A 12,305-nucleotide genomic window follows, 5' to 3' on the forward strand; every position below is an offset into this window, starting at 1 on the left:
GTGGTGTGGGGAGGGGTGACGGTCGGCGGTCAGCGGTGTGCGGACACGGGTGCGGGCGCGGGCGTTGCCGGTTCGGCGACGACGACGCCGGTTCCCGCCGCCGCCCGGCGTCCCGTACGGCGTTCCAGGGCTCCGGAGACGACGGCGAGGACGAGCGCGGAGGCGGCGAGGGCGGCGCCGACCCAGTTCGGCGCGGTCCAGCCGAGGCCGGCGGCGATCACGAGCCCGCCGAGCCAGGCGGCGAGGGCGTTGCCCAGGTTGAAGGCGCCGATGTTGACGGCGGAGGCCAGGGTGGGGGCGCCGGCGGCCTGGTCGAGGACCCGCTTCTGCAGCGGGGGCACGGTCGCGAAGCCGAGGGCGCCGATGAGGACGATGGTGATCGCGGCGCCCGCCTTGGTGTGGGCGGTGAGCGTGAAGACGGCCAGTACGACGGCCAGCGCGCCCAGGGACACGTACAGCATCGGCATCAGCGAGCGGTCGGCGAACCGGCCACCGACGAGGTTGCCCGCGACCATGCCGACGCCGAAGAGGACGAGCAGCCAGGTGACGGAGGTGTCGGCGAAACCGGCGACATTGGTCATCATCGGGGTGATGTAGGTGATGGCGGCGAAGACCCCGCCGAAGCCGAGCACGGTCATCGCCATGGCGAGCAGCACCTGGACGTTGCGGAACGCGGCGATCTCGTGGCGGACGCGCACGCCCTCGGGGCGGGGCAGGTCGGGTACCAGCCGGGCGATGCCGAGGAGCCCGAGGACGCCGAGCGCGGCGACGATGAGGAAGGTGACGCGCCAGCCGAGGTGCTGCCCGACGAGGGTGCCGAGCGGCACGCCGACGACGTTGGCGACGGTGAGGCCGGTGAACATCATGGCGATGGCGCCGGCCTTCTTCTCGGGGGCGACGAGCCCGGCGGCGACCACCGAGCCGATCCCGAAGAAGGCGCCGTGGGCCAGGGAGGCGACCACCCGGCCGGTGAGCATGAGGCCGAAGGTCGGGGCGAGCGCGGAGAGCACGTTGCCCACGATGAAGAGGCCCATCAGCAGCATGAGCATGCGCTTGCGGGGGACGCGGGTGCCGAGGACGGTCATCAGCGGGGCGCCGAGGACGACGCCGAGGGCGTAGCCCGTGACCAGCAGGCCGGCCGTGGGGATCGTGACGCCGTAGCCGGAGGCGACCTCGGGGAGCAGGCCCATGATCACGAATTCGGTGGTGCCGATCCCGAAGGCCCCGATGGCGAGGGCGAGGAGCGCGAGAGGCATGAGGGAGGTGCCCTTCAGGGTTCGAGTGGGGTGAGTGGCGGGGTGATCCGGTCGAATGCCGCACCTCATGGATGCGTTCGCCGTTTGCCTTCGTCCACATTAATTGCACACGCGGGATATTTGCAAGCGCGGGCTATTGCGCGAGTGGCCTATCCTGGCGGTACGCGTCGTAGGGCGACGCCAACGGCAATCGACGGAGGAGCCATGACGGCCACGCACAGCGCACTGACCGCCCTCGCCCAGGGCTGGTGCGCCCTCTCCCTCCTCCACGGCCGCATCGAGGCCCACATCGAGCGGGCCCTTCAGGCGGAACACGGCCTGAGCGTGCGCGAGTACTCGTTGCTGGACGTGCTCAGCAGGCAGCACAGCGGACCGGGCGGACACCTGCGCATGCACCAGGTCGCGGACTCCGTGGTGCTCAGTCAGAGCGCGACGACCCGTCTGGTCAGCCGGCTGGAGGACCGCGGCCTGCTGAACCGCTACATCTGCGACACCGACCGCCGGGGCATCTACACCGACGTCAGCGCGGCGGGCCTGGCCCTCCTCTCCCAGGCCCGCCCGACCAACGCCGCGGCCCTCCGGGAAGCCCTGGACGAAGCCGCCGGCAACCCCGAACTGGCCCCTCTGGTCACGGCGATCGAGGCCACGGGCTCGAAGCGCGCGTAGGCCGTCCCTTCCGGATCCGGCCTGGTCAGGTGGACGGGGAGCTCGGGGTGGGGAAGGGTTTGGCGGCCGACGGGGAGGTCGTGGACGGCGGGACGGAGTTCGCCGGAGTCGTCGCGGGCGCCCGCGACGGTGTCGGTGCGGAGCCGGCCCCCGCGGTGGCGGACGGCGGCATCCGGGACGGACCGACCAGCCCCGAGGGAGTCGCCGAGGGCGACGGCGCCCCACCGGGTGCGGGGGACGTCGACGGCCGGCTCGGTGACGGGGGCGGCTTCGAGGTCGAGGTCGGTGGCGGGCTCGGGTTCGGGCTCGGCGAGGTGAGCTCGGGCGGCGCGGCGGGCGGCACCGGTCGGGGCGCCACCGTATCGGGCCCGAGCACCAGGTACCCGGCAAGGGCCGCCGCGGCCAACCCGGAGAGCCCGACGAGGGCCCAGGTCGAGCGGCGCCGCCACAGCGCGCGCACCGACAGCCGGCGCAGGTGCGGACCGGGCGGATCGGCGGGCCGGAGCCCGATGACCGTCACCTCGTCCGCCCGCGCGGCCAGGGCCTGCCGCAGTCGGTGTTCGACGGGGCGTTCGCCGTCGTGCCGCTCCCTGTCCGTCGTACCCGTCATACCCGGCCCTCCAAGATCCTCTCCAGCGCGTCCAGACCGCGGCTGGCGTTCGACTTCACCGATCCCCGGCTGATGCCGAGGGTGGTGGCGATCTCCGCCTCGCTCAGATCGGCCCAGTAGCGCAGCACCAGCACCTGGCGGCGGCGCGGGGACAGCTCGCGGAGCGCGGCCAACACCTCGCGGTGCGCCTCTCCGAGGACGACCGACGCCTCGGCCGAGGGCATGTCGGCCGTCACCGGCGGCACCCACGCCCGGGCGGTGCGCCGTCGGCGCAGCACGGAGCGCGAGGTGTTCACCACCGAGGTGCGCAGGTAGCCGAGCGCGTTGTCGACCTCCGAGATCTGTTCTCCGTACCTGCGGTACAGGGCGGTGAAGGCGTCCTGGACCACGTCCTCGGCCGTGGCCGGGTCGTCGACGAGGAGCACCGCCAGGCGGACCATGCCCAGCCGGTGCGCGTGGTAGAGCTCGCTGATGGTGGGTTTGGGCGGTGGTTCGTCCGCGCCGCCGTACGTTCCGTCGTCGGCGAAGCCCCCGGCGTCGTCGTACGTTCGGGCGTGGTCGTGCGTGTACGCGTGGTCGTGCGTGTACGCGTACGGGCGCGTGCCGGGACCGGCCGGTGGGGCGGTGCGGTCGCGGCGCGGGAGCCACCACCACAAGCCCCGCCACGCCCGGGCGAACCCGGGCGTGAAGGGGCCGGCGGTTGGTGCGAGGTCGAGCACGGGGGTCCTCAGTTGGCGGTGCGGCGCCGTACGGCGTACAGGGCTCCGCCACCGACGGCGACGAGCCCGGCCGCACCCGCGCCGAGGGCGACGGTGGTCGCCGAGGAGCCAGTATGCGCCAGCTCGGATCCGCCGGGAGCGGCGGACGGCGTCGCGGTGGGCGTGGCACCCGGCGCGCTCGGCGTCGCACTGCCCGGCGCGCTGACGCTCGGGCTCGGCTTGGGGCTCGTCGGGGCGCTCGGCTTCGCACCGGCGGGCACGCTCGCGGTCGGAGCGGGCTTCGAGGTGGTCGGGGCGCTGGACGACGGGGTCGGCTTCGCGCCGGCCGGGAGGGTCGGCACGCCGCTGGGCGCGGCGCTCGGGCTCGCGCTGGCGGTGGGCACCGGAGCGCCGGCCGCACCCTGCGCGGCCGCGGCCGGCCCGCCGAGGACGACGGTCGCCCCCGCGGCGACGGCGAGGGCGACGGCCGCCCGGCGGGCGGAGAGGGGGACGCGCTTGAGGTTCTTCACAGTGGTTCTCCACGGTCGGGTCGAGGGCGCTCAACCACGCCCTTCACCCCCGCACGACGCGCGGCGGTCCGATCGGTTGTCACCGTTTCCGAAAAACTTTCTGCCGGACCGTGCCCGAAGCCCGTCGCCCCTGCCCCCGGGGGCGGGCTCCTGCTCCGGGGGCGGGCTCCCGCTTGCCGCCCCCGCTCCCCCGCCTCGCCCCCCGTGGCCGGCGTCGATCAGTCGCGGCCGGGCGGCAGCGGCGGCCAGGGGATCTCGGCCAGCAGCGGGATGAGCTCCGCCTCCTCGTGGTCGAGGTGCGCGGTCAGTTCGGCCGTCATCCGCGCCAGTTCGGTGCGGAACCGCTCCGGTTCGGCGATGTGGACGCCGTCGAGCAGGGCCACGAGCCGGGTCTGGATCCGGGCGAGTTCCTCGTGCTCCTCCCGCAACCGGGCGAACGTCGCGGCCAGGTGCGGGTGGTGGGGGGCCATCCCGGGGAACAGGTGGTCGTCCTCGCTCGCGTGGTGGAACGCGAGGGCCTGGCAGAACGCCAGGCAGCGCTGGCGGATCTGCAGGCCGAGTCCGGGCGGCGGCGGCTCGCCCGGGCCGGTGTGCGAGGCGCGGGCCGTGAAGTGGGCTTCGGTCTCGACGCCCACGTGCCGCAGTTGGGCCCGCAGCCAGGTGTGGACCTCCATGACCTTGGCCGCGAGGTCGCGGACCTCGCCGGGGGCCTGCCATCCGTCGGGGTCGGCCGGGCCGAGGACCACGACCGGCAGGATCCGCTCGGTGCCGTTCTGGTAGTCCCCGTAGCCGGGCTCGGCCTCGAGCACGTGGGCGAAGAGTTCGTCCCGCCGGGCCCCTTCGGCCGGCACGGCGAGGGCTTCGAAGGTGTCGGCGCCGAGTTCCACCCGCACCTCAGGGTGGGCGAGCAGGTTGTGGTACCAGTCGGGGTGGTGGGGGGCGCCGAGGTTGGAGGCGACGACGAGGAGGCCCTCGCCGTGGCGGACGAAGCCGAGCGGTGTGGTCCGTTCGGCGCCCGACCGGGCGCCCGTGGTGGTCAGCAGGAGCAGCTCCGATCCCTCGAACGGGCCGCCCACCTTCCCCCGGTGGGCTCGGAACTCCTCGATGACGGACTGGTTGAAGGACGTGGGCACGACTGTTTTCCCTCTCGGGGCAGGAGCGCGCACGCCACCCGGCCGACGGTACGGGACCCGGGGCGTGGCGCGTCAGGGCGGGGCGGGGCATGCGGTCGGCCGATCCCGCGGACGCCGAACGGCGCGGCGGGGCGGGGCCGTGGTGGCATGCTCGGTGGTGGAGGTGCTGCGGAGCTGGGCGGGGCCGGTGTGCGGCCACGAACGCGTCAGCTGCGGGGCGCGGAGTTCTGGCTCAAGGCGCGTCCTCGGGTGTGCGGGGTGTTCGCCCGATCACCGGCCGGCCCACTGCTCTGTGGCCGGAGTCACGCGACACCGGGCACCATTAGACGTACTCGGCCGTCCCCTGTCAACGCCGATGATCTTGCGGTTGCTTGCGCAGGGCCGCGCCGAGCAGGGCCGCCCCTTCCTCGATCCCGCCCGTCGACCCGGCGGCGTAGCCGAGGATCCGCCCCGGCGGGCCCGGGCGCTGGCGGTGCCAGGACCAGCTGCGCAAGGACCGGGTTGCCCAGGTCCGCGTACCGCTTCGCGGTGACGACCCGGTCGCGCAGCCGCGGCGGGACCGGCAGCCGGCCCGGGCGCAGGGCGGGGGGCGAGCAGTTTGGAGACGCTCCCGGCGTAACAGACGGCGTCCGGGAGGAGGGCGCGCAGGGCGGGGACGGGGGCGCGGTCGTAGCGGTGCTCGGCGTCGTGGTCGTCCTCGACGACCAGTCCCCCGGCGGCCGCCCAGGACAGCAGGTCCCGTCGCCGCCGGCCCGGGTCGCCCGGGTGCGGATCGTGCGCCCCAGGGGACGCGAGTGGCTGTCGCCGGCCGGGATCGCCAAGTTGAACGGCACCAGTCCGGTGGCCGCCTTCCCGCCCTCGTACCGCACCGTGACCGCCGTCGGCGCGGGCCGGGCCGGCCCGGGCTGCTGACCGGGGTCGCGCCCCTGGCGGCCGTAGCGGTCGGGTCCCTGACCGGGGGCGGGGTGCCGGGGCCCGCCGTGTGGCGGGGCCTCGCGGTGGTGGTCGCCGGTCTCGCGCTGGTGCTGCGGCCCGAGCCGGTGGCCCGGGACGGGAGGGGGATCGCCGCGCCTTGAGCGGTCGCCCCCTCCGGGCGCCGGCGGGCCGGCTCAGACCGGCCGGTGCGCGTAGCAGAACAGGTGTTCCTCGGGGCCCGCGAGCGGGTCGGTCGGGGTGAAGAACGCGGTGTGGTGGCGCAGTACGTCGAGGCCCGCTTCCGCGAGCAGCGAGAGGTGGACCTCCGTGGAGAGGCTGCTGACGGTGACCGGGTGGCCCATCCACTCGATGTCCAGCCCCCGGATGTCACCGGGCACCGTGGCCAGCACGAAGTAGCCGCCGGGCATCACCCAGGACGCCATGCGGCGCAGCGCGGCCGCGATGTCCGGCTGGTCCACGAGCAACGGGAAGAAGGAGCAGACGGCGTCGTACCCGCCCTGCCGCGGCGCGTACGTGCGTACGTCGGCCTGGTCGAAGCGGGCCCCGGGGACCCGGGCACGGGCGGCCTCGACCATGGCCGCCGACACGTCGATGCCGGTCACGGAGTGGCCCGCGCGGGCGAGCACCTCGGCGGTGGGTCGGCCGGTGCCGCTGCCGACGTCCAGTACCCGGGCGCCGGCGGGGAGCCGTTCCGCGAGCCAGTCGAGGGCTTCGAGCTGGCCGGGGACCTGCCCGAACAGGTCCTCGTACCGCTCGCCCAGCGCGTCGAACACCTCTGCCGCTGACTTGCGTCGGGTCATAGCCCCTCCTCGTCTCGGAAACCCACCGTACTGGGCGCCCGGCACGGGCCGGGGCCCCTTGCGGTGTTCCGACGTCAGGGCCGATGGCCGATGTCGAACTCGTCGAGGCGGTACGGGGGTTGCCGACGTGCTCCCGTGCGGCCGTGCGGCGCGCGGTGCCCGGAGTGCGCCCACCCCGGGGCGAAGGGCACGCGGCGCGTCGGGGACCCTTACCGGCCGATCTCGCGCGGCCGGATCCGGACGTCGGCCCCTGCGGTGAGGGTCCGGCGGGTCCGAACCCGGTCAGGGGGCCGGTACGAGTACGACGGCCGTGCCGTAGGCGCACACCTCGGTGCCGATGTCGGCGGCCTCGGTGACGTCGAAGCGCATCATCAGCACCGCGTTGCCGCCGCGCGCCTTGGCCTGCTCGATGAGCCGGTCCATGGCCTGGTTGCGCGTTTCGACGAGGGTCTTGGTCAGGCCCTTCAGCTCCCCGCCGATCATGGACTTCAGGCCTGCGCCGATCTGGCTGCCCAGGTGCCGGGAGCGCACGGTGAGCCCGAAGACCTCGCCGATGACCTGCTCGACCCGGTACCCGGGGACGTCGTTGGTGGTGACCACCAGTACGCCGGTCTGCTGGGCGCCGGGCCCGCCGCCGTAGTCTTCGATACCCATGGGCCCACTGTGGCGCCACCCACGCCGCCCCGCATCCGCAGCCCGACCTGCGGCCGACCCGCAACGCACGTCCGTTCGATTCGAGGGCCCCGCTCGGCTCCCGCGACCTCTCCCCGCAGGGCCCGCGGCCCGTCTACGATCATCCGATGACCACGATCGAGCCCGTCCACCCGGTCAAGCCCCGCCCCGGCGACCTGGTCGCGGTGGTGTCCCCCGCCGCAGGGCTGCCCGGCCTGTTCCCGCTGCCGCACGAGCTCGGGTTGCGCAGGCTCCGGGAGGACTTCGGGTTGCGGACCGTGGAGTACCCGACCACCCGGCGCATGGGCGCGACGCCCGCGGAGCGGGCGGCGGACCTGCACGCGGCCTTCTCGGACCCCGAGGTCAAGGCCGTGATCGCCAGCATCGGTGGCGACGACCAGATCACGGTCCTCCCGCACCTCGACCGCGAACTGCTGCGCGCCCACCCCAAGCCGTTCTTCGGCTACAGCGACAACACGAACCTGCTGCTGTTCCTGCGGGAGCTCGGCATGGTCGCCTACCACGGCGGCTCGGTGATGGTCGAGTGGGGCCGGCCCGGAATGCTGCACCCGGCGACGGCGGCCTCGCTCCGCGCGGCGCTGTTCACCTCGGGCCCGTACGAACTCACCCCGGCGTCCGCGTCGAGGGACGTCGACCGACCCTGGGACGATCCGCGCACCTTCGACTCCGAACCGCGCACGGAGCCGGTCGACGGCTGGAGTTGGTACGGCGACGACCGGGTGGTCGAGGGCCGCGGCTGGGGCGGCAACCTGGAGATCATCGCCCAGCTCCTGATGGCCGGCCGCATCGGGCCCTCGGAATCCCACGCGGGCCAGGTCCTGTTCCTGGAGACCTCGGAGGACATGCCGCGCGCCGAGGAGGTGTACCGCGTCCTGCGGAGCATGGGCGAACGCGGTCTCCTGCGACAGTTCCCCGCACTGCTGATGGGCCGGGCCAAGAGCTGGTCGTTCGACCAGCCCCTCGACCCGGCGGAGAAGGTCCTGTTCCGACAGCGGCAGCGGGAGGCCGTCCTGCGGGCGCTGCGCGAGTACGCCCCGGACACGATGGCCGTGTTCGACGTCGACCTCGGCCACACCGACCCCCAACTCGTGGTGCCCGTCGGCGGGAACATCCGGGTGGACGGGCCGGCGCGGCGGATCGTCGTCACCTACTGAGCCGGCGTCTCCGCCCGCCGGGCCGGGCCGCGGCCGGTACCGGACCACAGGACGGCCGGAACCGGGTACGGGCCATTGGCAGGGGGGCCGGGCACTCCCTACCATGGGCCGGTTCCACGGCACAGGCCCGGCAGGGCCACGAGGAGGGCACATGGACTTAGGGCAGAACCGCCGGCCACCCGTGATCGACATGCACACCCCGAGCGTGGCGCGCATGTACGACTGGCTCCTGGGAGGTGTGGAGAACTACGACAGCGACCGCACCGCCTGCGCCAAGTTGTTGGAGATCGCGCCCAGCACCCAGCTCCTGGCCCGGAACAACCGGGCGTTCCTCACCCGGGTCGTACGGACCCTCGTCGAGGACTACGGCATCCGGCAGTTCCTCGACCACGGATCCGGCCTCCCCACCCAGGACAACGTCCACGAGGTGGCGCAGCGCGTCGATCCCCGCTGCAAAGTGGCCTACGTCGACAACGACCCGATGGTCCTCGCGCACGCCCAGACGACCCTCCACGACAACGCGGGCACCCTGGTCATCTCGCGGGACCTGCGGGACACCGAATCGATTCGGCGGGCGACGGACACCTTCCTGGACTGGGAGGCGCCGATGGCCGCCCTGTTCGTGTCGGTCCTGCACTGCATTCCGGACACCGGCGACGAGTTGGATCCCGCGGCGGTCGTGCGCCGGACCGCGGCCATGCTGCCGCCGGGCAGCTTCATGGTGATCTGCCAGCTCGTCAGCGACGATCCGGTCGTGCGCGAGGACGTCACCCGGCTCATGGACGTGAGCACGCAGGGCCATTGGGGCCGGGTGCGCGAAACCCACGAGGTCGAGCGGTACTTCGACGGTCTGGACATCCTCGAACCGCACCTCGTCGACGTGGTCGACTGGCGCCCTGACAGCACACCGCCGCCCCCCGAGCTCCGGCCGAGGGACTGGGTCGAGTGGGGCGGCGTGGGCCGGCTGCGCTGAACCCGGTTCAGCGGAAGCCGTCGAGCGCCTCGACGATCAGTTCCCGGCTGCGGTCCCGGGAGGCCGCCGCGACCCGCAGGTTGCTCAGCGCGTTGCGGTGGTCGTCCAGGGCCCGCGGCCGGGTCACGTAGTTGGCGCCGTTGATGTGCTCGACGTACGCCAGCTCGCCGGGTCCGCCGTCGCGGAACGTGAGGTGGGTGATCGGATAGGGCGGCGCGGCGACGTACCCCGAGGTCATGTCGAGGATCCGGATGTTGACCCTGGCGGTGTCACCGGCGCTCAGCAGGTACGACAGTTGCTCGCGCATCACTTCGGAGCTGCCGCAGCGGCGTTTGAGGACGCCTTGGTCGAGCAGCACCGTCAACCGCGGCACCTCGGCCCCCATGAGGCGCAGGCGGCGCTGGGTGCGCAGTTGTACGACCCGGACGATCTCCTCGTGCGGGGCGCTGGGCATGACGGCGCGGACCATGTGCGCGGCGTAGTCGGGCGTTTGGAGGATGCCGGGGACCACTAGGTTCTCGTAGAGGCAGATCTCCTCGGCGTCGCCCTCCAGTTGGATGAGGCGCCTGAGGTAGCCGGGGGTCACGTCGCTGTACTGCTCGTACCACTCGCAGTCCTGGGCGAACTCCAGGAGCCGTTCGAGCGTCCGCGTCTCCTCGGCGTCCAGTCCGTAGTGCCGGGCCAGGTCGAGGACGTCCTTGGGTTTGGGCGGACTCTCGCCCCGCTCCAGGCGGCTGATCTTCGAGACGGAGCCGCGGATGACGGGCGCCACGTCCCTCAGGGTGAGGCCGCGGTCCTCACGGAACCCCCGGAGCGCCTGGCCCAGGACGCGGCCCGCCGCCGCCCGACTCGGTTCTCGCCCCAGGGGCAGTACCGGAGCGACCTGATCGGGCAGCGGCTCGGGGAGCGCGGGCATATGAACTCCTATACGACTGAGGCAGGTCCCAGTCATCACCATGGAGTCTCTCCACCCGACCGTCCAAGCTTTGGCCTACGAATTAGCCCGGAATCCAGCCTGCGCGACGGCCCGTGGTCCGGCGCTCATCCCGCCAAGTGATCGAATTCGGACCGCTTCGCCCCGTCCACGAACGCCTCGATCTCGGCCGCCGTGAACACCAGCGCGGGTCCGTCGGGGAAGCGCGAGTTGCGCATCGCCACCCCGCCGCCGTCGAGTGCGGCGACCTCCACGCAGTTGCCGTTGCCCACGCTGGAACTGCTCTTCACCCACGTCACGTCGGGAATCTCGCTCGCCACGACCCCATTGCGTAATTGCATGTTCGGTCCCCTTCTTATCGGACGTCCATGATCACGCAATCCCATATGCGATTGCGTGACAAGCACTTACGAGAATGCTAGCCACGCCGGGGCCGAACGGGAGTCCCCCGAAAGGGTGCTCGCGTATCGGCCAGTTCCGGCCGGTACTGGTCGCCCTCACGCGGGCCAGAGCGTCGGGCGGTCGCCGAGCAGCCGGAACCGGCCCGCGGAGACGGTGTAGAAGTACAGGCCGCCGTCGCCGGTGAAGGTGCCGTTCGCCGCTTCGAAGGCGTACTTCTTCGACACCCCCTGGTACGTCGTCCCGCGCACCGACGCGAGCAGGTCGCCGCGTTCCACCCGGACGCGGCCCAGGTCCTGCGCGCACCGGGCCGGCAGGTGCACCGCGTCGTAGGCCTCGGCCGCGTGCAGCGGGGCCGGGCCGTGCCGGACCATGCCGGCCGACCAGGAGTCCGGGTCCAGCGCGGCGGCCCGGGTGAACCGGCGTGCCTCCCCGGCGGTGCGCGGGACGCGCGCCGGGTCGGGGGTGAAGGCGTACGCCGTCGGCAGCGTGCCGGGAGCCGTCGACCCCGAAGGGGCCGGCGCGGACGTCCCGGAGGGGCCCGCCGCGGCGGAGGGCGTCGCCGTGGCGACCGTCCCGGGGGCCCCGTCCCCGGCTCGGCGCCGCCGGCGTCCGTACCGCACCCGGCGAGGAGCAGGGACGCCGGCAGCGCCCCGCCCAGTGACCCCGCCCCCGCGATCGCCCTCGTACGACGACGCATGACCGCCCCCTGAACTGCCGTCGGTTCCCCCGGCTGCCCACACGGTAGCGGCGCGGGGGCTCGGCCGCCCGAGTACGTGCGCCCAACCGCCTGAGTACGAGGCGCGGTTGTCCCGCGCCGGAACGGCGGCCCGGGCGGCCGGACATCCACGCCGGGCCCCGAGGCCGCGCCCCGACCCCGGCCGCGCATTGGGCATATCGGGCTAAAGGGCGGTGCGTCGGACGGGCCCGGCGGCATCGCCTCGCCATAGTCGTCGGTGGCAACCGGCTGGTTGCCGCCCCGGGCCGCGCGTCGCGGGCCGGGCGGAAGTCTTCGTAGAGGAGCGGCTCATGCTGAAGCCCACCAGGACCATCCTCGCTCTCGCCACCGGAAGCCTGGTGCTCGGCCTGGTCGGTGCGGGCGTCTCCGTCGCGGACGAGGGTCCGTACAGGGACCGGCCCGCGCAGGAAGACGTGTACGACGATGTCCAGACCGGCGGGCCGGTCATCTACCCCAAGCCGCGCCACGCCCTGGGCAAGGTCGTCTCGCGCGGGCCGCTGAAGGTCCGCAGCAAGCCGAGCACGCGCGGGTACGAGCTGGGCAAGGTGTACCCGAACCAGAAGCTGGCGATCGAGTGCAAGCAGCGCGGTGAGCGCGTCGACGGCAACGACCTCTGGTACCTCCTGGACCGCAAGGACCGCCGGGAGGACATGAACGGCGAGCCGGTCCGCGGCGACGAGTCGGACGGCGCCCGCGGTGACGAGCGCCGCATGGACCACCGGGAGGCCTGGGTCTCCGCCCGTTACATCCACAACATCACGCCCGTGAAGTGGTGCCGCTGACC

15 protein-coding genes are annotated in these 12,305 nt (G+C 73.4%); 5 read left to right on the forward strand and 10 right to left on the reverse strand.

The annotated features are described in order from the left end of the window. Positions 1 to 29: 29 nt before the first annotated feature. On the reverse strand, positions 30 to 1,256 hold the full coding sequence (locus ACZ4XJ_RS03135) for an MFS transporter (RefSeq protein WP_468495103.1): 1,227 nt from the start codon (positions 1,254 to 1,256) through the stop codon (positions 30 to 32). 204 nt (positions 1,257 to 1,460) lie between these two features. On the opposite strand from ACZ4XJ_RS03135, the gene ACZ4XJ_RS03140 reads away from it, so the two are divergent. Continuing rightward, positions 1,461 to 1,922, forward strand: coding sequence for a MarR family winged helix-turn-helix transcriptional regulator (locus ACZ4XJ_RS03140; RefSeq protein ID WP_362876191.1), 462 nt, complete (start codon positions 1,461 to 1,463; stop codon positions 1,920 to 1,922). Positions 1,923 to 1,947: 25 nt separating this feature from the next. Here ACZ4XJ_RS03140 and ACZ4XJ_RS03145 read toward each other — a convergent pair whose 3' ends face one another. From ACZ4XJ_RS03145 to ACZ4XJ_RS03160, 4 genes are all read right to left on the reverse strand, one after another. After that, the gene (locus ACZ4XJ_RS03145) at positions 1,948 to 2,532 is read right to left on the reverse strand and encodes a hypothetical protein (protein ID WP_468495104.1); all 585 of its coding nucleotides are present in this window, start codon (positions 2,530 to 2,532) and stop codon (positions 1,948 to 1,950) included. Continuing rightward, positions 2,529 to 3,251 (reverse strand): RNA polymerase sigma factor, encoded by a 723-nt coding sequence (locus tag ACZ4XJ_RS03150; protein ID WP_468495105.1) that lies wholly within the window; start codon positions 3,249 to 3,251, stop codon positions 2,529 to 2,531. The genes ACZ4XJ_RS03145 and ACZ4XJ_RS03150 overlap by 4 nt, the downstream gene beginning before the upstream one ends. Positions 3,252 to 3,259: 8 nt before the next feature. Continuing rightward, the gene (locus ACZ4XJ_RS03155; protein ID WP_468495106.1) at positions 3,260 to 3,760 is read right to left on the reverse strand and encodes an LAETG motif-containing sortase-dependent surface protein; all 501 of its coding nucleotides are present in this window, start codon (positions 3,758 to 3,760) and stop codon (positions 3,260 to 3,262) included. A 218-nt stretch (positions 3,761 to 3,978) separates the two neighbouring features. Further along, positions 3,979 to 4,893, reverse strand: a complete 915-nt coding sequence (locus ACZ4XJ_RS03160; protein WP_468495107.1) for a nitroreductase/quinone reductase family protein — start codon at positions 4,891 to 4,893, stop codon at positions 3,979 to 3,981. 501 nt (positions 4,894 to 5,394) lie between these two features. Between ACZ4XJ_RS03160 and ACZ4XJ_RS03165 the strand changes: the two genes are divergently transcribed. Next, positions 5,395 to 5,805 carry a hypothetical protein gene (locus tag ACZ4XJ_RS03165; protein WP_468495108.1) on the forward strand — a complete coding sequence of 137 codons (411 nt, stop codon included), beginning with the start codon at positions 5,395 to 5,397 and terminating at the stop codon, positions 5,803 to 5,805. 197 nt (positions 5,806 to 6,002) lie between these two features. On the opposite strand, the gene ACZ4XJ_RS03170 is transcribed toward ACZ4XJ_RS03165, so the two are convergent. Both ACZ4XJ_RS03170 and ACZ4XJ_RS03175 read right to left on the reverse strand, forming a co-directional pair. Next, positions 6,003 to 6,629, reverse strand: a complete 627-nt coding sequence (locus ACZ4XJ_RS03170) for a class I SAM-dependent methyltransferase (RefSeq protein ID WP_468495109.1) — start codon at positions 6,627 to 6,629, stop codon at positions 6,003 to 6,005. 282 nt (positions 6,630 to 6,911) lie between these two features. Then, positions 6,912 to 7,283: a YbjQ family protein gene (locus ACZ4XJ_RS03175; protein WP_362876185.1), complete on the reverse strand. Its 372-nt coding sequence runs from the start codon at positions 7,281 to 7,283 to the stop codon at positions 6,912 to 6,914. Positions 7,284 to 7,429: 146 nt separating this feature from the next. On the opposite strand from ACZ4XJ_RS03175, the gene ACZ4XJ_RS03180 reads away from it, so the two are divergent. Beyond that, the gene (locus ACZ4XJ_RS03180; RefSeq protein WP_362876184.1) at positions 7,430 to 8,476 is read left to right on the forward strand and encodes a S66 family peptidase; all 1,047 of its coding nucleotides are present in this window, start codon (positions 7,430 to 7,432) and stop codon (positions 8,474 to 8,476) included. A gap of 151 nt (positions 8,477 to 8,627) precedes the next feature. Beyond that, positions 8,628 to 9,449, forward strand: coding sequence for an SAM-dependent methyltransferase (locus ACZ4XJ_RS03185; protein ID WP_362876183.1), 822 nt, complete (start codon positions 8,628 to 8,630; stop codon positions 9,447 to 9,449). A 7-nt stretch (positions 9,450 to 9,456) separates the two neighbouring features. On the opposite strand, the gene ACZ4XJ_RS03190 is transcribed toward ACZ4XJ_RS03185, so the two are convergent. The 3 genes from ACZ4XJ_RS03190 to ACZ4XJ_RS03200 form a co-directional block, all read right to left on the reverse strand. Then, entirely contained in the window at positions 9,457 to 10,365 is a 909-nt protein-coding gene (locus tag ACZ4XJ_RS03190; RefSeq protein WP_362876182.1) for a helix-turn-helix domain-containing protein, read from the reverse strand. Positions 10,366 to 10,490: 125 nt separating this feature from the next. Further along, positions 10,491 to 10,724: a DUF397 domain-containing protein gene (locus tag ACZ4XJ_RS03195; protein ID WP_362876181.1), complete on the reverse strand. Its 234-nt coding sequence runs from the start codon at positions 10,722 to 10,724 to the stop codon at positions 10,491 to 10,493. 156 nt (positions 10,725 to 10,880) lie between these two features. Beyond that, a complete protein-coding gene (locus tag ACZ4XJ_RS03200) occupies positions 10,881 to 11,405 on the reverse strand; it encodes a hypothetical protein (protein WP_468495110.1) in 525 nt (174 codons plus the stop codon). A 406-nt stretch (positions 11,406 to 11,811) separates the two neighbouring features. On the opposite strand from ACZ4XJ_RS03200, the gene ACZ4XJ_RS03205 reads away from it, so the two are divergent. Then, positions 11,812 to 12,303 (forward strand): hypothetical protein, encoded by a 492-nt coding sequence (locus tag ACZ4XJ_RS03205; protein WP_362876179.1) that lies wholly within the window; start codon positions 11,812 to 11,814, stop codon positions 12,301 to 12,303. Positions 12,304 to 12,305: the final 2 nt, after the last annotated feature.

The organism is Streptomyces sp. NPDC029836, from assembly GCF_055574495.1.

What these genes read in the sequence shown, in the direction of transcription:
- ACZ4XJ_RS03135 (WP_468495103.1), bottom strand. Translation starts at nt 1,256, where the DNA reads ATGCCTCTCGCGCTCCTCGCCCTCGCCATCGGGGCCTTCGGGATCGGC.
- ACZ4XJ_RS03140 (WP_362876191.1), top strand. Translation starts at nt 1,461, where the DNA reads ATGACGGCCACGCACAGCGCACTGACCGCCCTCGCCCAGGGCTGGTGC.
- ACZ4XJ_RS03145 (WP_468495104.1), bottom strand. Translation starts at nt 2,532, where the DNA reads ATGACGGGTACGACGGACAGGGAGCGGCACGACGGCGAACGCCCCGTC.
- ACZ4XJ_RS03170 (WP_468495109.1), bottom strand. Translation starts at nt 6,629, where the DNA reads ATGACCCGACGCAAGTCAGCGGCAGAGGTGTTCGACGCGCTGGGCGAG.
- ACZ4XJ_RS03175 (WP_362876185.1), bottom strand. Translation starts at nt 7,283, where the DNA reads ATGGGTATCGAAGACTACGGCGGCGGGCCCGGCGCCCAGCAGACCGGC.
- ACZ4XJ_RS03180 (WP_362876184.1), top strand. Translation starts at nt 7,430, where the DNA reads ATGACCACGATCGAGCCCGTCCACCCGGTCAAGCCCCGCCCCGGCGAC.
- ACZ4XJ_RS03185 (WP_362876183.1), top strand. Translation starts at nt 8,628, where the DNA reads ATGGACTTAGGGCAGAACCGCCGGCCACCCGTGATCGACATGCACACC.
- ACZ4XJ_RS03190 (WP_362876182.1), bottom strand. Translation starts at nt 10,365, where the DNA reads ATGCCCGCGCTCCCCGAGCCGCTGCCCGATCAGGTCGCTCCGGTACTG.
- ACZ4XJ_RS03195 (WP_362876181.1), bottom strand. Translation starts at nt 10,724, where the DNA reads ATGCAATTACGCAATGGGGTCGTGGCGAGCGAGATTCCCGACGTGACG.
- ACZ4XJ_RS03205 (WP_362876179.1), top strand. Translation starts at nt 11,812, where the DNA reads ATGCTGAAGCCCACCAGGACCATCCTCGCTCTCGCCACCGGAAGCCTG.